The sequence below is a fragment of the Micromonospora sp. NBC_00389 genome (assembly GCF_036059255.1).
GTDB lineage: Bacteria > Actinomycetota > Actinomycetes > Mycobacteriales > Micromonosporaceae > Micromonospora.
In genome coordinates this window covers 5,498,956-5,518,551 of sequence record NZ_CP107947.1, presented here as the reverse complement: position 1 = coordinate 5,518,551, position 19,596 = coordinate 5,498,956, and the positions used below count along the sequence as shown (strand labels likewise).

Below are 19,596 nucleotides of genomic sequence, written 5' to 3'. Positions count from 1 at the left end.
CGTCAGGCCGTCGGCCCGGTGGTCGCGACGTCGACCACCGGGCCGAGGACGAAGACGGCGGGCGGGCCGATGCCCTCCCGGGCGGCGACAGCGCCGATCTCGTCGAGTCGGGCCGGCACCGCACGCTGGTCAGGCTGGCCGGCGTCCTGCACGGCGAGCACCGGCGTGTCCGGGGCACGGCCGTGCTCGACCAGCGCGGCGGCGATCTTGGCGATGGTGTCCACCGCCATCAGCAGCACCAGCGTGCCGCGGGCCCGGCCCAGCGCCGCCCAGTCGACCAGCGAATCGGGGTGCCCGGGCGGCAGGTGCCCGGAGACCACGGTGACGTCGTGCGCGACCCCGCGGTGGGTCACCGGCACACCGGCCAGCGCCGCCGCGGCGAACGCGCTGCTCACCCCGGGGACGACGGTCACCGGCACGCCGGCCGCCGCGCAGGCCTGCACCTCCTCGTGGCCGCGACCGAACACGTACGGGTCGCCGCCCTTGAGCCGGACCACCCGCCGGCCGGCGCGGGCGTGCGTCACCAGGGCCGCGTTGATCGCCTCCTGGTCCATCGACGGTCCACGGGGCACCTTGGCGGCGTCGACGACCAGCACGTCGGGGCGCAGCCCGGCGAGCAGCCCCTGCGGGGCCAGGCGGTCGACCACCACCACGTCCGCCGCGTCGAGCAGCGCCTTGCCGCGTACCGTGATCAGGTCGTCGGGTCCCGGCCCGCCGCCGACCACCGCGACCGATCCGTGGTCGTGCTGGTCGTGACCGTGGTGGTGGCCGTGGTGGTGGTGGCCGCCGACCGGGTCGTCGGGGTGGTCGTGCGGGCGCTGCGGGCGGCCCACCTTGTCGGCGAAGCCGGGCATCAGTACTCGGTACGCGCAGGTGTCGCAGTTCATCCGGATGTCTCCGCCCAGCGCCTCGGTGTACCGCTCCAGGACCAGGTCGGCCAGCGCGTCGCAGTCGCCGATCAGGTCGGCGACCCGCACGTCCAGCTCGGGGTGGGCGGCAGCGAACTCCGCGGACTGGGCGACGATCCGGTCCGGCAGCACCCCGGCGAACAGGAAGTACGGCGCGACCACGATCCGCCGCGCGCCGAGCCGACGCAGCCGGTCCAGCACCCCCGGCACCGACGGCTCAGCCAGCGAGATGAACCCCGGCTCCACGCCGGCGTAGCCACGCCCCTCCCAGAGCAGCCGGGCCACCTTGGCCACCTCGGCGTTGGCGTCCGGATCGGTGGAACCCCGGCCGATCAGCGCGACCCACGTGTCGGCCCGGTCCGCACCAGTCAGCGCCGTGCCGGCCCGATCCGCCCCGGCCAGCGCCGCGTCGATCCGCTGTTCGAGGGCGTCGTGCAGCAGCGGGTGCGGCCCGAGCGGACGCCCGTAGCGGTAGCTCAGCCCGGGATGGCGCTCCTGCTCGCGTCCCATCGCGGCGGGGATGTCACCCTTGCCGTGCCCGGCGGCGGTCAGCACCAGCGGCAGCGCCACCAACGCCCGGTGCCCGCGCGCCACGAGCGCGCCGACCGCGTCGGTCAGCGGCGGGCGGGACAGCTCGATGAAGCCGCCCTCCACATCACCGACGACGCCGCGCCGGCGGACCCGCTCGACCAACGCGGCGAACTGGTCGACCCCGGCCACGCTGCGCGTGCCGTGCCCGACGATGACCAACCCGGTCATGGCATCTCCTCGACGTAGAGCAGGGCGTTGAGGGCGGCGGCGGCGACCGCCGAACCGCCCTTCTCCCCCACGTTGGACACCCCGGGCAGGCCACTGGCCCGCAGCGCCGCCTTGGACTCGGCAGCGCCCACGAAGCCGACCGGCAGGCCGACGACCAGCGCCGGCGCGGCGTCCAGGGTGAGCAGTTCGACCAGTGCGGTCGGCGCGCAGCCGACCACCCAGACCGCGCCGGGCCCGACCCGGTCGAGTGCGATCCGCACGGCCGCCGCCGAGCGGGTGATCCCGGCCGTCCGGCCCAGCTCGGCGGCGGCCGGCTCGGCGACCGGACAGACCAGCTCCAGGCCGGCTCGGGTGATGCCGGCGGCGACCATCGCCACGTCGGTGACCACCGGCACGCCGGCGCGCAGCGCGGCCAGCCCCGACTCCAGGGCCGGCTCGTCGCAGACCAGCTCGTCGACGTACGCCAGGTCGGCGCTGGCGTGCACCACCCGCTCGGTCACCGCCCGACTCAGCGGCGGCAGGTGGGACAGGTCGACCCGGTCGCGCAGGATGCGGTACGACTCCGCCTCGATGGGGTGCACCACCCGGCTCACCGCCGCTCCCCCACACCGGCAGCCGACCGGGCGACACCGAACCGGTTCCCCCAGCCAGCCGGCGAAGCGGTGCTGACCACGGTCGAACTCATCGGACTCCTCCACGTTCATCGGGATCGGCGACGCGGATCGCGTCCACCGGGCAGATCTCCAGGCACTCCAGGCAGCCGGTGCAGCGGTCGGCGCGGACCGTCAGACCGCCGGCGACCGGCCGGATCGCGTGCGTGGGGCAGGTGAGCAGGCAGGCGCCGCAGCCCTGGCACGCGCCGATGGTCACGATCGCCACCGGTACCCCCGGGGCGTGACCATGCGGCCGGCGACCAGCCGGGTGTCGCTGCTGCCGACGACCACGACGCTGTACATGTCGACCACGGCCGGGTCGAGGGTGGCCAGGGTGGCCAGGTGCACGCGTTCGCCGGCGCGGCTGGCGTTGCGCACCACCCCGACCGGCGTGTCCGGGGGCCGGTGTTTGCCGAGGATCGTGAGCGCCGCGCCGAGCTGCCAGTCCCGGTTGCGGCTGCGCGGGTTGTAGAACAGCGTCACGAAGTCACCCTCGGCCGCCGCGGTCACCCGCCGCTCGATGACCTCCCATGGGGTGTGCAGGTCCGACAGGCTCAGGTAGGCGTGATCGTGGCCGAGCGGGGCGCCGAGCAGCGCGCCGGCGGCCAGTGCGGCGGTCACCCCGGGGACGCCGACCACGTCGATCCGCTCGTCGGCGTACTCCAGGGCAGGGCTGGCCATCGCGTACACCCCGGCGTCGCCGGACCCGACCAGCGCGACCGCGTGGCCGGCGGCGGCCTCGGCGACGGCGGCGCGGGCCCGTGCCTCCTCCGCGCCGAGCCCGCTGGACAGCACGCGGGTGCCCGGGCGGAGCAGGTCGCGGACCTGGTCGAGGTACTGGTCGAGGCCGACCACCACGGCGGCCCGGCGCAGCTCGGCCACCGCACGCGGGGTGCGCAGGTCGGCGGCGCCGGGGCCGAGCCCGACGACGGCCAGCCGGCCGCGCGGCGCGTGCCGGGCCACCGCCACGGTGGCCATCGCCGTCGCGGTCTTCGGCACCAGCAGCGCGGCGTCGCCCGGGCGGCCGGACGTGCCGAGCAGCGCGGCGGCCTCCGCCACGCTCGGCGTGCCGACCGCGGCGCGGACCACCTCGCTGGGGTGCGGCACGTCGACACCCGCCAGCCGCGCCGCCGGCCAGGTCACCAGGGGTACGCCGAGCGCGTCGGCGGTGCTCCGGATGCCCGCCTCGTCGGCCTTGACGTCGGCGCTGGCCAGGCAGCGCAGGCTGGCCGGGCTGAGGCCGGCCTCGGCCAGCACCCGGTGCAGCAGCTCCGCCACCTCGGCGGCCGGTACGCCCCGGCTGGCGCCGACCCCGGCGACCAGTGACGGGGGGCGCAGCACCGCGGTCCGCTCGTCCAGCGGCACCACCCGGTCGGTGACCAGCAGCCGGTACCCGCCGTCCGCCGCGTCGGCGGTGCCGCCCTCGCCGCTCTCGGCGGTGGCGGGCTGTGGTTGGACGTTCGGTGGCAGGGCGGGCAGCGGCCAGGCGGCGTCGGCGATCAGCCGGACCGGCTCGCCGTCCAGGATGGCCCGGGACACGGCGGCGACGGCACCCTGCACCGGCCAGCCGAGGGTGTCCAGCCCCGGCAGCCCGACCGCGTCGGTGGCGGTGGTGACCACCGGCCGGGCGTCCAGCAGCGCGCCGACCTGCTCGGCGAGGTCGTTGCCGCCACTGGCGTGCCCGCCCAGCAGCGCCACCGCGTGCCGGGCCGCCTCGTCGACGACCACCACGGCCGGGTCGGTGCGCTTGTCGCCGAGCAGCGGGGCGAGGATCCGCACCACCGCGCCGGTGGCCAGGAAGGCGACCACGGCGTCGCACCGCCCCCACGCGGTCCGCAGCGCGTCGGCGACGCTCTCCCCCTCGACCAGCCGGGCGTGCGGCCAGGCAGCGGCGACGGTCTGGGCGTGCCGTTGGCCGGCGGCGGTGGCCGCGACCAGCCCGATCCGGGTGTGCGAGGTCAGGTTGTGCACGGGCGCTCCCCGGTGAGGACGACCACCGGGTTGGTGGCCGCGAGGCGGATCGACCCGCCGGGCAGGTCGGCGAGGCGGGCGGCGGAGAGCTGACTGCCCTCGACCGTGTAGCCGGCGGTGCGCAGCAGGCCGACGGCCGGCGCGACCCGGTCCAGGGCGGCCAGGGTGAGCACCACCCGATCGGGTCGGCGGGCCGCCACGGAGGCGAGGACGTCGGCGCCGCCGCCACCGACGAAGACCGCGTCCGGCTCGGGCAGGCCGGCCAGCACCGTCGGGGCACGCCCGACGGCCAACCGGACGTCGACGGCGTGCGCGGCCGCGTTGGCCCGGATCGTCTCGCCGGCCCGAGGGTCCTGCTCGACGGCGAGCACGGCCGCGCCGAGCAGCGCGCACTCGATGCCCACCGAACCGCTGCCCGCGCCGATGTCCCAGACCAGCCGGCCCAACCGGGGGCGCAGCCGGGCGATGACGAGGGCGCGTACCTCCGACTTGGTGATCATCGAGTCGCGGTGCGCGTACCGGGTCTCCGGCAGTGCCCAGCCGCCGCCCGGCGTGGCGGCGGGCTGGTTGTCCCACCGCATCCCGCCGAGGTCGGCCGGGGCGGTGGTGGCGAGGCTGACCAGCACGTGCGGGTCGAACCACGTCTCGGCGGCGGCCTGCTCGGGGGTCACCTCGCGGATCCGTTCGGCGTCGGTGCCCAGGTGTTCGGCGACCACCAGGCGGCGCGACCAGCCGGCCAGCCCGGCGCCCAGCTCGGCGGCGCCGGCGCCCGGCGCGGTGAGCACGGCGACCAGCGGCAGCGCCCGGCAGGCGTTCAGCGCCGGTCGCGGGTCACGGCCGTGCGCGGTGACCACGGCGGCGCCGTCCCAGGGCAGTCCGGCGCGGGCGAACGCGGCGGCCACACTGGACACTGCCGGGACCACCCGCAGCGGCAGCCCGGCCGCGCGCAGTCGCCGGACGATGCCGAACAGGCCGGGATCCCCGCTGGCCAGCACCACGGCCGGCACCCCGGCGGCGACGGCGTCGGCCAGCCGCCGCACGGCCGGAGCGAGCGGGCCGAGGGCGACGGTGGCCGCGCCGGGCGGTACGGGCACCGCCGCCAGGTGTCGGGTGGCCCCGACCACCAGAGCGGCGGCGGCCAGCGCCGGCGCGAGCGCGGGGTGCGGCGGGGCGCCGGCGGCGTCCAGACCGATCACGGTCACCGGGGTCACCGGTCCCACCGGCCCGACGAGGCGACCACCCGCGCGCCGGCGAAGTCGACCATCGCCACGTCCACGGTGACCGTCGGCCCGGCGAAGCGCCGCAACACCTGTCCGACCCGCTGGCAGAGCAGGTCGCCGGCCGGGGCGAGCAGCCCGGCGGCCTCCCACAGCTCGTACGCGTGCCGGCCGGTGTTCGCCTGGGTCACCTCGTCGACCAGCGCCGGGTCACCGCCGGCCTCGGCGGTCACCGCGCCGAGCAGCGATAGGTCCACTTTGGAGCGGGTGTAGTGGGTCATCAGGATGCCGGCGGCGAGTTTGGCCAGCTTGCCGGCCATGCCGACGAAGACCACCCCGGTCATCGCGTCGCCCACGGCGGCGGTGACCGCGGCGCCGGTGAAGTCGCCGACCTCGACGAAGCACACCTCGGGCAGCTCGGGCAGCAGCGCGCGGGCGGCCCGTTCGGTACGCCCGCCGGTGCAGAGCACCACGGTCCGCTCGCCCTGCGCGGCCATCACGTGCACGGCCTGCACGACGCTGGCCCGCCAGGAGGCGGTGGAGAAGGGTCGGACGATCCCGGTGGTGCCGAGAATCGAGATGCCGCCGAGGATGCCGAGCCGCCGGTTGGTGGTCTTGCGGGCCATGATCTCGCCGCGCGGCACGCTGATCACCACGCGGACGCCGACCTCGGCGAGGTCGACCACCTCGGCCACCGCCTCGCTGATCATCCGGCGTGGGGTGTCGTTGATCGCCGGGCCGCCGACCGCGAGCCCGAGACCCGGCTTGGTGACCGTGCCGACGCCGGAGCCGCCGGCCAGTAGCAGCCCGGGTGCGTCAGCCCAGTCCACGGTGGCGGTCAGCTCGGCGCCGTGGGTGACGTCCGGGTCGTCGCCGGCGTCCTTGACCACCACCGCCTCGGCCCGGGCCGGCGGGGTGCCGGTCACCTCGCAGCGGGCCACCGGGAAGCGCACCCGCCGCCCGGCGGGCAGGCCGATCTCCACCTCCGGCTGGGCCGCGCCGGTGACCAGCGCGGTGACCGCGGCCTTGGCCGCCGCCGTCGCGCAGGCGCCGGTGGTCCAGCCGGTGCGCAGCGCGGTGGGCCGGACCTTCGCGGTCCGCGGCAGGTCCGGCTCGCGCAGCGGCGGCTCGGCGTACGTCACAGTGGGTGGCCCGGTGTGGCCGGCTCGCCGCCATCCTGGACCGCCCCGCCGGTACGGGCGCCCGCCTGGCGGCGGAGTTCGGCGCGGGCGGCCGGTTCGGCCCGACGGAAGGTGTGGAAGTGCCCCGGGTGGTACAGGTGCGACCGGGTGCCCTCGGCGGCCAACGCCGGGCCGACCAGAAAGAGCGTGTGCTTCCAGAGCCGGTGCTGCTTGACCGTGGCCTCCAGGGTGCCGACCGTGCAGCGCACCACCAGCTCGTCCGGCCAGGTCGCCTGGTACGCCACCACAGCCGGGGTGTCCGCCGGGTAGCCGCCGGCCAGCAGCTCGGTCTGCACCTGCCCGGAGCGGGCGGCGGAGAGGAACAGCGCCATGGTGGTGCCGTGCCGGGCGAAGTCGCGGACCCGCTCGCCGGGCGGCATCGGGGTCTTGCCACCCTCCAGCCGGGTGAGGATCACCGACTGGGCCACCTCGGGGACGGTCAGCTCCCGCCCGACGATCGCCGCGACGGCGGTGAACGAGGAGACCCCGGGCACGATCTCGACGGCCAGGCCGAGCGCCCTGCACACGTCCAGCTGCTCCTGCACCGCGCCCCACAGCGCCGGGTCGCCGGAGTGGATCCGGGCCACGGTCAGCCCGTCCTCGGCGGCCCGCTGGAAGAGCGGGAGCACCCCCTCGATGGGCAGCTGCGAGGAGTCGACGATCTCGGCCCCGGACCGGGCGTGACCGAGCACGTCGGCATGCACCAGGCTGGCCGCCCAGATCACGATGTCCGCCTCGGCGATCACCCGGGCGGCCCGCAGGGTCAGCAGGTCCGCCGCCCCGGGGCCGGCCCCGACGAACCACACCTTGCCGTCGGTGGTCACAGCTTTCCTCCTCGGTGCTCGCGGCGGGCCGGGACCAGCAGCGTCGACAGGTACGGCAGGTCGTGCTCGGGGTCGTCGACCGGGCCGATGCGTTCATCGGGCAGCCCCAGGCTGCGCCCGAGCACGACGTCGGCGAGCCGGCCCTGTCGGCGCAGTTCGGCGAGCAGTTCCGGGTGCCGCCGCCAGCCCTTGTAGGCGACCACGGTGCCCGGCCCGGCCAGCGCGTCGGCGAAGAGCGCCAGCCCGGCGGTTGCCGGCAGCAGGGTCAGCGGCTCGCGTCCCTCGCAGAGCGGGGTGCCACTGCGCGCGGCCAGCTCCTGCATGGCGGTGACACCGGGCACGGTCGCCACCCGTACCGCCGGGCGCAGCGCCCGGACGCTCTGCGCCAGGTAGCCGAAGGTGGAGTAGACGTTCGGGTCGCCGATGGTGGCGAAGGCCAGCGACCGCGCGCCCCTGTCGATGGCGTCGACCACGGCGCGCGCGGCGTCGTCCCAGGCCGCCGTCCGGCGGGCGGTCACCCCGCCCCGGTCGTCCAGGGCGAACGGCAGCCGGCGCAGCCGGTCCGCCGCCACGTACTCCCGCACGGTCCGCTCGGCCCGCCCGGCTGCGGCGTCCGGGTCGGGTCGGTCCGCCATCACGGGTACGAAGACCCGGTCGGCCTCGCGCAGCACCCGCACCGCCTTGACGGTGAGCAGTTCCGGGTCGCCGGGTCCGACACCGACCCCGGTCAACGTGGCGTCGGCCGAGCCTGCGTGGGCGGCGGCGGGACGAACGGCGGCGGTCACCGGCACGCCTCGACCAGGCGGCGGGCGGCGCCGGGGTGACCGGCCCAGTGGGTGTGCAGGTAGGAGGCGTGCACCCGGCCGGCGACGAAGCCATGCTGCGCGCCGTCCCAGCGCCACGCCGGCCGGTCGCCGTGCACCGGGTCGGTGGTGGTGCGGTGGAACTCGTGACCGCGTACCGGCTCGCCGGCCCGGGCCACCGGGGAGTCGGTGACGGCCACCGCCTCCCGGTAGCCGAGGGTGAGCCGGCCGGTCATCCGGGCGGTCAGGCCCAGCCGGCCGCACATGGGTACGCCGTCCAGGTACCGCCCGAGGTAGAGCAGCCCGGCGCACTCGGCCACGATCGGCCCGTCGAAGGCGGCCAGCTCGGTGCGGAGCGCGGCGTTACCGGCCAGCGCCTCCGCGTACGCCTCGGGGAAGCCGCCGCCGACCACCACCGCGCGGGTGCCGGCGGGCAGCGCCGGATCGCGCAGTGGGTCGACGGTGACGACGTCCGCGCCGGACGCGGCGAGCAGTTCAGCGGTCTCCGCGTACGAGAAGGTGAAGGCCGGACCACCGGCGAGCGCGACGCGCGGTCGCTCCGAGCCGGCCGGCCCGCCGACGGCGACGACCGGGTCCCAGGCCGGGGCGGTCAGTGCCGGGGCGGTCCGGGCCAGGTCGAGCACCGCGTCGAGGTCCACGGTGGACTCGACCAGCTCGGCGAGGGCGGTGACGATCGCGAGGGACTCGGGTGCCCGCTCGGCGACCGGGACCAGCCCCAGGTGCCGGGCCGGGGCGGCCACCTCGGCGGCCCGGGTGACCGCCCCGAGCACCGGTACGCCCACCTCGGCCAGCGCGTCGCGCAGCAGCGTCTCGTGTCGGGGCGAGCCGACCCGGTTGAGGATCACCCCGCCGATCCGTACGGCCGGGTCGAAGGCGGCCATGCCCAGCGTCAACGCGGCGGCGGAGCGGCCCTGCGCGGTGGTGTCCAGCACCAGCAAGACAGGTGCCTCGATCAGCCGGGCCACGTGCGCCGTGGAGGCGAAGTCGCGGCGACCGACAGCGCCGTCGTGCAGACCCATCACGCCTTCCACCACCGCCATGTCGGCGGGCGTCGGAACGCTGGCGCCGTGGCGCAGCAGCGGGGCGATCAGCTCCGGGCCGACCAGGAACGGGTCGAGGTTGCGGCCGGGCCGCCCGGCGGCGAGCGCGTGGTAGCCGGGGTCGATGTAGTCCGGGCCGACCTTGTGCGGGCTGACCGTCAGGCCACGGCGGCGCAGCGCGGCGAGCAGCCCGGTGGCCACGGTGGTCTTGCCGTGACCGCTGGCCGGCGCGGCGACCACCACCCGGGGCAGCGGCCACGGCTCGGCGGCGCCGACGCTCACCACTCGATGCCCTTCTGGCCCTTCTGGCCGGCGTCCATCGGGTGCTTGACCTTGGTCAGCTCGGCCACCAGGTCGGCGGCGGCCACCAGCCGCGGGTCGGCGTCCCGGCCGGTGATCACCACATGCTGGAAGCCGGGCCGGTCGGCCAGGGTGGCCACCACCTCGTCGACGTCCACCCAGCCCCACTTCATCGGGTAGGTGAACTCGTCCAGCACGTACAGCCCGTAGCGCTCGGCGGCCAGGTCGCGCTGGACCTGCCGCCAGCCCTCCAGGGCGTCGGCGGCATGGTCGGCGTCGGCGCCGCGCTGGATCCAGGACCAGCCCTCGCCCATCTTGTGCCAGGCCACCGGTGCGCCCTGGCCGGTGCGGTCGTGCACCTCGCCGAGCGCCCGGAAGGCGTTCTCCTCCCCCACCCGCCACTTGGCGCTCTTGACGAACTGGAACACCCCGACCGGCAGGCCGGCGGTCCACGCTCGCAGGGCCAAACCGAAGGCTGCGGTCGACTTCCCCTTCATCTGTCCGGTGTGGACAATCAGCAGCGGCCGGTGGCGTCGCTGTCGGGTGGTCAACCCGTCGGCGGGCACCGTGCTCGGCTTCCCCTGCGGCATCAGGCGACACTCCTGTCTGGCGTGCTGGCGGTGCGGGCTGAGGCTTGCGGGTGCCGCAGGGGGTTGGCGGCGACGTCGTCGAGCCGGCGGTGGGGGGCGTGCAGTTGGAGTGCCAGGCGGTTGGCCAGGTTCAGGCGGACGGGGCCGGATTCGCAGTCGACGACGACGCAGGCGGCGCCGGTTGCGGCCAGCACCGCCGCCGCTCCCGCCGCGCGGTCCAGCGGGCGGCGGCCGGCGGTGGCTCGGCCGTCGGTGACGACCAGGACCAGGGGACGCCGCTTCGGGTCCCGCAGGCGCTCCACCCGTAACAGGTCGGCGGCGGCAAGCAGCCCCTCGGCCAGCGGCGTACGCCCGCCGGTGGGCAGCTCGGCCAGCCGGGTCGACGCGGCCAGCACCGACGAGGTGGCCGGCAGCAGCGTCCGCGCGCCCGCGTCCCGGAAGGCGATCACCGCGACCTTGTCCCGCCGCTGGTACGCGTCGGTGAGCAGGGCCAGCACCGCGTCCTTGACGGCGGTCATCCGCTGCCGAGCGCCCATCGATCCGCTGGCGTCCACCACGAACAGCACCAGGTTGCCCTCGCGTCCCTCCCGGACCGCCTCGCGTACGTCGTCCGGGCGCAGCCGCAGCGGGCCGGTCAGCCGTCCCCGCGCGGCCTGGTGCGGCGCGGCGGCGCGGACCGTGGCCGGCAGGTGCAGCGCTCCGACCCGGCCCGCCGGCACCCGAGCGCCGGTGGTGCGGCCCCGGCCGGTGCGGGCGCGCGAACGCCGGCCGGGCACCCCGTCACCCACACCGGGCGCGGTGAGCAACCGCGCCTTCAATCCACCCCGGGGTACGGCCATCGGCTGACCGCCCGCAGGGGCGTGCGCTCCGCCCCGGCCCGGGTCGTCGCCGGCCGCTTCGCTGGCCACACCGCCTCCGTCGATCCGGTCGCCGCGCGGCCCGTTGTCCTGGTCGGGGCCGCTCCAGCCGTCGTCGTCCGACGCGCGCTGCGGCCGCCCGCCGTCGGAACCCTGATCGGCCCGTCCATCGAGGCCGGTGTCGCCAGCGGCCGTCTGCCCGGCCCGGCCCGGACCAGGGTCGGCTCCGTCGGGGCCACGTCCGTCCGGACCGCCATCGCCGTCAGGACCGCCGTTCCCGTCCGGGTCGCCGCCACCCTGCGGACCACCACCGCCGTCCGGCCCCCGGTCGTCGGGGCCGTCATCGTCCGGTTCGTCGTCGGGGTGCGCGTCCTGGGCTCGCTGCAACGCCTCGTCCAGAAGCTTCTCGTCCAGCCCGGGGGTGTCGAACGGGTCGCGGCGGCGCCGGTGCGGCAGGGCCAGCCGGGCGGCCACCCGGACGTCGTCGATGGTGACCCGGTCCCGGCCGTGCCAGGCGGCGTGCGCCAGCGCGGTACGGGCCGTGACGATGTCGGCGCGCATCCCGTCCACGTCGAACGCGGCGCACACCTCGGCGATCTGGCGCAGCGCGGCGTCGGGCAGCCGTACCCCGGGAAGCCGACGGCGGGCGGCGGCCACCTGGCTGGCGATCTCGGCGTCGGCGTCGGCCCAGCGGGCGGCGAAGCCGGTCGGGTCGGCGTCGGCGGCGAGCCGGCGGCGGACCACCTCGACCCGGATCGCCGGGTCCCGGCTGGCGCCGACCTCGACGGTGAGCCCGAACCGGTCGAGCAGCTGCGGGCGCAGCTCCCCCTCCTCCGGGTTCATGGTGCCGACCAGCAGGAACCGGGCGGCGTGGCTGACCGAGACGCCTTCCCGCTCGACGTGACTGCGGCCCATCGCCGCAGCGTCCAGCAGCAGGTCGACCAGGTGGTCGTGCAGCAGGTTGACCTCGTCGACGTAGAGCACGCCCCGGTGCGCGGCGGCGAGCAGGCCCGGTTCGAAGGCGCGTACCCCCTCGCCGAGGGCCTTCTCCAGGTCCAGCGAGCCGACCACCCGGTCCTCGGCGGCGCCGACCGGCAACTCCACCAGGCGGGCTGGTCGGGTCTCGGCGGGGGCGCCGGCCGGGTGCGGGCCGTCCGGGCAGGCCGGGTCGGGCTCGGCCGGGTCACAGCCGAACCGGCAACCCTCGACCCGGGGTACGGGGGGAAGCAGCGCGGCGAGGGCGCGTACGGCGGTCGACTTGGCGGTGCCCTTCTCGCCGCGGACCAGCACCCCGCCGATCGCCGGGGACACCGCGTTGAGCAGCAGCGCCAGCCGCATGTCGGCCATGCCGAGCACGGCGCTGAACGGGTAGGTGGTCATGCGCGGTCCTCCAGGTCACCCTCGCTGGCCAGGTACGTGTCGCGGAGCCGGTCGAGGGTGGCCGGCTCGGGTTTGGCCCACAGCCCCCGGTCGGCGGCCTCCAGCAGCCGCTCGGTGATGCCGCGCAGCGCCCACGGGTTGGACCGCTCCAGGAACTCCCGGGTGGTCTCGTCGAAGAGGTAGGCGGCGGCCAGGTGCTCGTACATCCAGTCGTCGACCACGCCGGCGGTGGCGTCGTAGCCGAACAGGTAGTCCACGGTGGCGGCCAGCTCGAAGGCGCCCTTGTAGCCGTGCCGGCGCATGGCGGCGATCCACTTCGGATTGACCACCCGGGCCCGGAACACCCGCCGGGTCTCCTCGCCCAGGGTGCGGGTGCGCACGTCGTGCGGCATCGCCGAGTCGCCCACGTACGCCTGCGGCGAGGCGCCGGTGAGGTGGCGGACCATCGCCACCATCCCGCCGTGGTACTGGAAGTAGTCGTCGGAGTCGACGATGTCGTGCTCGCGGGTGTCCTGGTTCTTCACCGCCACCGCGATCCGGGCGAACGAGCGTTCCATGTCGGCGCGCGCCTCCCGGCCGTCCAGGCCACGGCCGTAGGCGTAGCCGCCCCAGACCGCGTACACCTCGGCCAGGTCGGCGTCGCTGCGCCAGGTCCGGGCGTCGATCAGCGGCAGCAGCCCGGCGCCGTACGCCCCGGGCTTGGAGCCGAAGATGCGCGCGGTGGCCCGCCGCTCGTCGCCGTGTTCGGCGAGGTCGGCGGCGACGTGCGCCCGGACGTAGTTCTCGACCTCGGGCTCCTCCAGGGCGGCGACCCGCCGGACAGCGTCGTCGAGCAGCGCCACCACGTGCGGGAACGCGTCGCGGAAGAAGCCGGAGATGCGCACGGTGACGTCGATGCGGGGCCGGCCCAGCTCGGCGGTCGGCACCACCTCGATGCCGGTGACCCGCCGCGACCGGTCGTCCCAGACCGGCCGGCAGCCCAGCAACGCGAGCACCTCGGCGATGTCGTCGCCCTGGGTCCGCATGGCGCTGGTGCCCCACACGGTCAACCCCACCGAGCGGGGGTACGCCCCCGTGTCGGCGAGGTGCCGGGCCAGCAGGGAGTCCGCCAGGGCCACCCCGACATCCCAGGCGTTGCGGCTGGGAATGGCCTTGGGGTCGACGGAGTAGAAGTTGCGGCCGGTGGGCAGCACGTTGACCAGACCCCGGGTCGGTGAACCGGACGGGCCGGGCGGCACGAACCGGCCGTCGAGCGCGCCGAGGGTGTTGGTCAGCTCGTCGGTGGTCCGGTCCAGCCGGGGCACCAACTCGGTGGCGGCGAAGTGCAGCACCGCGGCGACGTCCGGGATCGGTCGGCCGGTCACCTCCTCGACCACCGTGTCGACGGCCACGGTTGGCCACTTGAGGGTCTCCATCGCGACGACCAGCCGTCGCGCCAGCGCCTCGATCAGGTCGACGGCGTCGGCGGCAGTGCCGGCCGGTCCGTCCACCACGTCGGTCAGCTCGGTGGGCAGGGCCAGCCGCTGTCCCGGCGACGCGAGCAGTTCCTGCTCGTCGAGCCCGTACGCGCCGGCGAGAGCCTGCCGAAGGCCGGGCAGGGCACGGGTGCCGCCCCAGATCTGCGGGGCGCGCAGCACCGCGAGGACCAGGTTGACCCGGGGTTCGCCGGTCGGCGCGGCGGCGAGGATGTGCAGCCCGTCGCGGATCTGCACGTCCTTGACCTCGCAGAGGTAGCCGTCGAGGTGCAGCACGAAGTCGTCGAAGTCGTCGGCGGCCGGCATCGCCTCGGCGTGCAGGTCGTGGTGCAACTCGGCGGCGCGCACCAGGTCCCAGATCTGCGCCCGCACGGTGGGCACCTTGGCCGGGTCGAGCGCCTGCACGGTGGCGTACTCGTCGAGCAGTTGCTCCAACTTGGCCAGGTCGCCGTAGGTCTCCGCGCGGGCCATCGGTGGCACCAGGTGGTCGATCACGACGGCGTGCGCCCGCCGCTTGGCCTGAGTGCCCTCGCCGGGGTCGTTGACGATGAACGGGTACACCAGCGGCAGGTCGCCGAGGACCGCGTCGGGCGCGCAGTCGGCGGCGAGACCGAGGCCCTTGCCGGGCAGCCATTCCAGGGTGCCGTGCTTGCCCAGGTGCACCACGGCGTCCGCGCCGAAGCCACCGTCGGCGACCGGCGCGGCCAGCCAGCGGTACGCGGCCAGGTAGTGGTGGCTGGGCGGCAGGTCCGGGTCGTGGTAGATGGCGATCGGGTTCTCCCCGAAGCCGCGCGGTGGCTGGATCAGCAGCACCACGTTGCCGAAGCGCAGCCCGGCGAGCACGATGTCCCCGCCGTCGGTGTACAGCTCGCCGGGTGGCTCGCCCCAGTGCTCCCGCATCCGCTCGCGCAGCCCGGCCGGAATCCCTTCGAACCAGCGCCGGTACGTCTGCCCGGGCACCCGGGCCTCGGCGGCGGCCAACTGCTCCGGGGTGAGCCACTCCACGTCGTGACCCCCGGCGGCGATCAGCGCGTGGATCAGCGCGTCTCCATCGTCGGGCACCGGGCCGTCGCCGAGGTGGTAGCCGGCGTCGGCGAACGCGGCGAGCAGCCGGACCGCCGAGACCGGGGTGTCCAGCCCGACGGCGTTACCGACCCGGGAGTGCTTGGTGGGGTACGAGCTGAGCACCACGGCGACCCGCTTGTCGGCGTTGGGCACGTACCGCAGCCGGGCGTGCCGCACCGCGATGTCGGCCACTCGCGCGGCCCGCTCCTCGTCGGCGGCGTAGACCGAGATCCCGTCGGCGTCGATCCGCTTGAACGAGAACGGCACGGTGACGATCCGGCCGTCGAACTCGGGGATGGCCACCTGCATCGCGGCGTCCAACGGGGACAGTCCGGCGTCGCTGCCGGCCCACTGCTCGCGGGTGCTGGTCAGGCAGAGCGCCTGGATGACCGGCACGTCCAGGGCGGCCAGCGCGCCGACGTCCCAGGCGTCCTCATCACCGCCACCGGAGGCGTCCGCGGCGACCGCGCCGCCGGCCGCGAGCATCGTGACGAGCAGCGCGTCGCAGCGGGCGAAGAGCCCGAGCGGGCCGGCGCCGGCGGTCAGGCCGCGCAGTGAGCCGCAGAAGATGGGTAGCGGGTTGCCGCCGGCCGCCCGTACCGCGTCGGCCAGCACGTCGACGAAGCCGGTGTTGCCGGCCAGCGTGTGCGCCCGGTAGAAGACGATCCCCACGGTGGGCCGGTCCGGGTCGACCGGGTACTCGCCGTGCACGCCGTACGCCGGGGTGGGCGCGGGCGGGGCGAAGCCCTCGCCGGTGAGCAGCACCGTGTCGGAGAGGAACCGGGCCAGCTGGCCCAGGTTCTCCGGGCCGCCCTCGACCAGGTACGCCAGCGCCTGGGTGGCCACCCCGGACGGCACGGTGGAGACGGCCATCAGCTCCGCGTCGGGCACCGCCTCGCCGCCGAGCACGACCGTCGGCAGGCCGCTGGCGAGCACTGCGGCGAGGCCGTCCGGCCACGCCTGCCGGCCCCCGAGCAGGCGTACGACGGCGAGGTCGGCCCCGTCGAGCAGGGCGGGCACCTCGTCGGCGGCGACCCGCGCGGGGTTGGCCAGCCGGTAGTCGGCATCGCTGGAACGGGCGGCCAGCAGGTCGGTGTCGGCGGTGGAGAGCAGCAGGATGCGCACGGAAGGCTCCGGAGAGTGACGTCCCCGTCGCCCATGAGGGCGACCTGGACGAAGCGGGTGGATGCGGCGTCAGCCGGTACGACGGCCGAGCGGACGGGTCACCGACGCGGGCGTCGGGGCCGGTCAGCGCCGGGTGCGCGACTCAGCGGTGCCGGTGGCCGGCGCGGCCGTCCACCCGACCGGCGCGGCGCATGCCGGCGGGGCCGGATCCGGGTGCGGCTGCGGGTACGGCGGAGCGTCCACCGTGCGGGTCATGACGGTGCTCGTCAACGAAAGAGACGCCATGCGTCATCGGGTCCTCCTCGGGTGTCCACGCCCTGGGGTACGTCCCGACGGCCGAAGTATCCTGGCTTCCGGATCGACGCTCTCCCCCGGCCTTCCAACCGCAGACACACGGTCGTGGCGCACGAGGGGGGATCACTCCCCGGTGACAGTGGCGGGACCGCGTCGGAATCGCACCGACTTCCTTCACTGCCGTCAGGCCGCGAATGCTGCCACACCCGTCCGCCGCCGGTCAACGCTGCCCCCACCGCCGGCGGCCGGGCCCAACCGATCGATATACGCCGATCGGTACGCCTCGATTCGCCGCCCTCACAATGCCTCGCTTCAATGCCGCGCGCCCATTGCTCTGCGGCACCCGGCCCGATAGCGGCAGCGCGTTCATCGTTGCGTTCCCGGCAGCGGAACAATGGCGGGCGGACCATCCGGCCAGCCCGGGTCCCTGACGGGAGCGTTGAGTCGCCACCCGCCCGCCTCGAACAGACCGGACTTGGGTCAACGGCCACGATCAATCCGGCCCGACCCGCGAATCCGAACGCCGACCCCCGGCGCCCCACCAGTGACGCCGGCCCGGAACAACGTCCGGACCGAGGTTGCCAGGACCCCGCCGGAGGCGGAAATGTGATCGTCGACGCGGTCAGCCCAGGTCAGCGAAGCAGCGGACGGCGGCACCGCCGTCGGTCATGATCCGCAGGCGGCGGGCCTCAGCGGGCGTGGCGCTCCGGGTGGGCCCGGCTCCACACCCGCATCCGCTCCGGGTAGCCGGTACGGGCCGCCTCGTACAACGGCACCGCGTGCTTGCGGGCGATGGCGCCCGCCGCGCGTGGCGTGCCCGTCCGGCGGCGGATCCACTCGCCGTCGTGTGCGATCGCCATCACGGTGGTGTCGGTCGCGGTCGTCTCCGGCTCCAGGTAGAACTCCACCCCCTGCCGGCTGGCGATGAACGCCTCCAGCGCCGCGAGGTCGTCCCGGGTCGCCTCCCGGTCCAGCTTCGTCGGGGTCGCTTCGGTGCCCCGTGCCCGTCGACTGAACCAGCCCATGACCCACCCCTCTCCTCGATGCTCTCCCAGTGCACCACCGATTCCTGGCAATACGCTGCACGTCGGGTGGGAGTGAGCTGGCCGAACCGCGGGTGGAACCCAGAGCGCGCGGGCGGTGTCATGAGTGTGATCCAACCGGAGGTCCCCCTGGACGACGACGTGCTCGTCACCCGCGCACGGGCAGGTGACCTGGAGGCGTACGACCTCCTGGTCGCCCGGCACACCGCGTCCGCGTACCGGACGGCGGTGCTGCTCGGCGCGGGCTCGGATTCCGAGGACGTCATCCAGGAGGCGTTTGTGAAGGGATACCGCAAGCTGTCCCGTTATCGGGGCGAGTCGTCCTTCCGATCATGGCTGCTGGCGATCGTCGCCAACGAGACCCGCAACCTGCATCGGTCGCGCAATCGGCGGGACGGGCTCGTCCTGCGGGCTGCGGCGGCGAACCCGGCGTCCGAGATCGCCGAAGATGGCGCGGTCGGCGCGGTCCTGGCCGGGGAGCGCCGCGCCGCGCTGGTGCAGGCGCTGCGGCAACTGCCGGTGCGGGACCGCGAGGTGATCGTCTGCCGATTCCTCCTCGATCTCAGCGAGGAGGAGACGGTGGCGACGTTGGGCTGGCCCCGGGGCACGGTGAAGTCGCGGACGTCCCGGGCTCTGGCGAAGCTCCGCGGCCTGCTCGATCGCGAGGAGGTCCGGCATGGGTGACCTCGAAAGGGAGCTGCGCGACCTGTCGGCCTGGCTGGAGACACCCGACCCGCCCGAGGTGACCGCGCGCGTACGCGCACAGCTCACCGCGCCCGCCCGCCGGCGACGCCGGTGGCGCTCGTATGCCGTTGCGGCGCTCGTCGCCCTGCTGGTGGCGGTGTTGCCGCCGGGACGGGGCGCCCTCGCCGACGCCGTCGCGGGGCTGCTGCGCTTCGCCGGAGTCAGCGTTGCCACGTCGCCCGCGGAGCTGCCCACCGGCACTCCGTCGCCGTTGCCCGCGCAGCGGACCACCACCCTCGACGAGGCACAACGGGCGGTGCGCTTCCCGATTCGCCTGCCGGCGAAGCTGGGCACGCCCGAGCAGGTGCTGGTCGCCGATCCCGACGGCGCAGGCCGCTACCGGGTGGCGACGCTGCTCTACGGCGGGGGCACGTTGCGCATCGATGCCTTCGACGGTCGACTCGACCTGGCCTTCCACAAGGAGACCAGCAGGCCGGCGGACTGGGTCCAGGTCAACCGCGACTTCGCCGTCTGGGTCGGTGGCCCACACACGCTGGCCTATGTGGACCGGGCGGGAGAGGTTCGGGTGGAGACCGCCCGGCTCGCCGCCTCAACCCTGATCTGGCAGGTCGGTGGCGTGAGCTATCGGCTTGAGGGCGACCTCAGCAAGCCCGAGGCGATCGAGATCGCCGGATCGCTGAGGTAGGGACGTTCGGGAACCTGGCAGGCCGGTCCGGTGTCTAGAGGGTGCGACGCGCGATTCGAGTCGCCAACGCTTATCCGGGAGGGGCGAGATGGGTTCCTGGGCCAGGTTCATGCTGGGGTCGGTGGTCCTGCTTGCGGGGTGTACGACCGGCCAGTCAGCCACGCCGGCCGGCGCTCCGGCCACCACGGCCCCGGCGAGCGCGGCCACAGGCTGCAGCTCGCGGGTCGAGACGGGGTCCCTGCCGGACTGGGCGGACGCCGGGTTCAGCGGGGACGCCAGGGCCCCGCACGTCTTCGGCGCGAAGGGCGACATCGTGGCGGTGCTGTTCGCTCACCCACTGGCACAGGTCAGGCAGGACGGGTCGAGCAACAAGATCCTGTGGGTCTCCCGCGCTGCCACAACGTCGCCCGACACGACGTCGCCCGACACGCTGGCGATCACCGCGACGCTGGACGGCACCGACACCAGGGTGACCCGGGAGGTCGCCGGCGGTCCTGGCCCATCGATCATCGACATGCCGCGGGCTGGCTGCTGGCACCTCGAACTCCGCTGGTCGGGACACACCGACACGATGGACCTGGTGTACGCCGACCGGCTGCCCTGACCGTCGTGGGATGTTGCCGCCGCATCGGTTTCCCGGCGGCAAGCCGTTGGCTGATCGCCTGATGGTGTGCGGGGGTGTCCGTCTGGCGGACGATCA

The 19,596-nt window shown here is 75.4% G+C and carries 16 protein-coding genes, 1 pseudogene and 1 riboswitch; of the genes and pseudogenes, 3 read left to right on the top strand and 14 right to left on the bottom strand.

The window, feature by feature from the left end; translation table 11 throughout:
* Positions 1 to 2: 2 nt before the first annotated feature.
* The 14 genes and pseudogenes from cobA to OG470_RS25975 all read right to left on the bottom strand — a co-directional run bounded on the left by cobA (position 3) and on the right by OG470_RS25975 (position 17,488).
* Entirely contained in the window at positions 3 to 1,667 is a 1,665-nt protein-coding gene (cobA, locus tag OG470_RS26040; RefSeq protein ID WP_328416323.1) for a uroporphyrinogen-III C-methyltransferase, read from the bottom strand.
* Positions 1,664 to 2,260, bottom strand: coding sequence for a precorrin-8X methylmutase (locus OG470_RS26035; RefSeq protein WP_328416321.1), 597 nt, complete (start codon positions 2,258 to 2,260; stop codon positions 1,664 to 1,666). Before OG470_RS26035 ends, cobA begins: the two co-directional genes overlap by 4 nt.
* A gap of 88 nt (positions 2,261 to 2,348) precedes the next feature.
* Positions 2,349 to 2,546, bottom strand: a complete 198-nt coding sequence (locus OG470_RS26030) for a DUF362 domain-containing protein (protein ID WP_328416320.1) — start codon at positions 2,544 to 2,546, stop codon at positions 2,349 to 2,351.
* A complete protein-coding gene (gene cobJ, locus OG470_RS26025; RefSeq protein ID WP_328416319.1) occupies positions 2,534 to 4,291 on the bottom strand; it encodes a precorrin-3B C(17)-methyltransferase in 1,758 nt (585 codons plus the stop codon). The genes OG470_RS26030 and cobJ overlap by 13 nt, the downstream gene beginning before the upstream one ends.
* Positions 4,279 to 5,619, bottom strand: coding sequence for a precorrin-6y C5,15-methyltransferase (decarboxylating) subunit CbiE (gene cbiE / locus OG470_RS26020; RefSeq protein ID WP_442931215.1), 1,341 nt, complete (start codon positions 5,617 to 5,619; stop codon positions 4,279 to 4,281). Before cbiE ends, cobJ begins: the two co-directional genes overlap by 13 nt.
* Positions 5,580 to 6,650: pseudogene (locus OG470_RS26015) on the bottom strand (cobalt-precorrin-5B (C(1))-methyltransferase); the annotation flags it as partial. The pseudogene OG470_RS26015 and the gene cbiE, both read right to left, overlap by 40 nt.
* A complete protein-coding gene (gene cobM / locus OG470_RS26010; RefSeq protein ID WP_328416314.1) occupies positions 6,647 to 7,513 on the bottom strand; it encodes a precorrin-4 C(11)-methyltransferase in 867 nt (288 codons plus the stop codon). The pseudogene OG470_RS26015 and the gene cobM, both read right to left, overlap by 4 nt.
* Entirely contained in the window at positions 7,510 to 8,298 is a 789-nt protein-coding gene (gene cobI, locus OG470_RS26005; protein WP_328416312.1) for a precorrin-2 C(20)-methyltransferase, read from the bottom strand. The genes cobM and cobI overlap by 4 nt, the downstream gene beginning before the upstream one ends.
* Positions 8,295 to 9,659 (bottom strand): cobyrinate a,c-diamide synthase, encoded by a 1,365-nt coding sequence (locus OG470_RS26000; RefSeq protein ID WP_442930981.1) that lies wholly within the window; start codon positions 9,657 to 9,659, stop codon positions 8,295 to 8,297. Before OG470_RS26000 ends, cobI begins: the two co-directional genes overlap by 4 nt.
* The gene (gene cobO / locus OG470_RS25995) at positions 9,656 to 10,267 is read right to left on the bottom strand and encodes a cob(I)yrinic acid a,c-diamide adenosyltransferase (protein WP_328416308.1); all 612 of its coding nucleotides are present in this window, start codon (positions 10,265 to 10,267) and stop codon (positions 9,656 to 9,658) included. Before cobO ends, OG470_RS26000 begins: the two co-directional genes overlap by 4 nt.
* Entirely contained in the window at positions 10,267 to 12,504 is a 2,238-nt protein-coding gene (locus OG470_RS25990; RefSeq protein ID WP_328416306.1) for a magnesium chelatase subunit D family protein, read from the bottom strand. Before OG470_RS25990 ends, cobO begins: the two co-directional genes overlap by 1 nt.
* Positions 12,501 to 16,169: a cobaltochelatase subunit CobN gene (gene cobN, locus OG470_RS25985; RefSeq protein WP_328416304.1), complete on the bottom strand. Its 3,669-nt coding sequence runs from the start codon at positions 16,167 to 16,169 to the stop codon at positions 12,501 to 12,503. Before cobN ends, OG470_RS25990 begins: the two co-directional genes overlap by 4 nt.
* A 123-nt stretch (positions 16,170 to 16,292) precedes the next feature.
* Positions 16,293 to 16,424 carry a hypothetical protein gene (locus OG470_RS25980; RefSeq protein WP_328416302.1) on the bottom strand — a complete coding sequence of 44 codons (132 nt, stop codon included), beginning with the start codon at positions 16,422 to 16,424 and terminating at the stop codon, positions 16,293 to 16,295.
* Positions 16,425 to 16,486: 62 nt separating this feature from the next.
* Positions 16,487 to 16,663, bottom strand: a riboswitch (cobalamin riboswitch).
* Between the two features lie 489 nt (positions 16,664 to 17,152).
* Positions 17,153 to 17,488: a hypothetical protein gene (locus tag OG470_RS25975; RefSeq protein ID WP_328416301.1), complete on the bottom strand. Its 336-nt coding sequence runs from the start codon at positions 17,486 to 17,488 to the stop codon at positions 17,153 to 17,155.
* A gap of 120 nt (positions 17,489 to 17,608) precedes the next feature.
* Between OG470_RS25975 and OG470_RS25970 the strand changes: the two genes are divergently transcribed.
* The 3 genes from OG470_RS25970 to OG470_RS25960 all read left to right on the top strand — a co-directional run bounded on the left by OG470_RS25970 (position 17,609) and on the right by OG470_RS25960 (position 19,500).
* Positions 17,609 to 18,190, top strand: coding sequence for an RNA polymerase sigma factor (locus OG470_RS25970; protein ID WP_328416299.1), 582 nt, complete (start codon positions 17,609 to 17,611; stop codon positions 18,188 to 18,190).
* Entirely contained in the window at positions 18,183 to 18,896 is a 714-nt protein-coding gene (locus OG470_RS25965) for a hypothetical protein (RefSeq protein ID WP_328416298.1), read from the top strand. Before OG470_RS25970 ends, OG470_RS25965 begins: the two co-directional genes overlap by 8 nt.
* Before the next feature lie 121 nt (positions 18,897 to 19,017).
* On the top strand, positions 19,018 to 19,500 hold the full coding sequence (locus OG470_RS25960) for a hypothetical protein (RefSeq protein WP_328416296.1): 483 nt from the start codon (positions 19,018 to 19,020) through the stop codon (positions 19,498 to 19,500).
* Positions 19,501 to 19,596 lie beyond the last annotated feature (96 nt).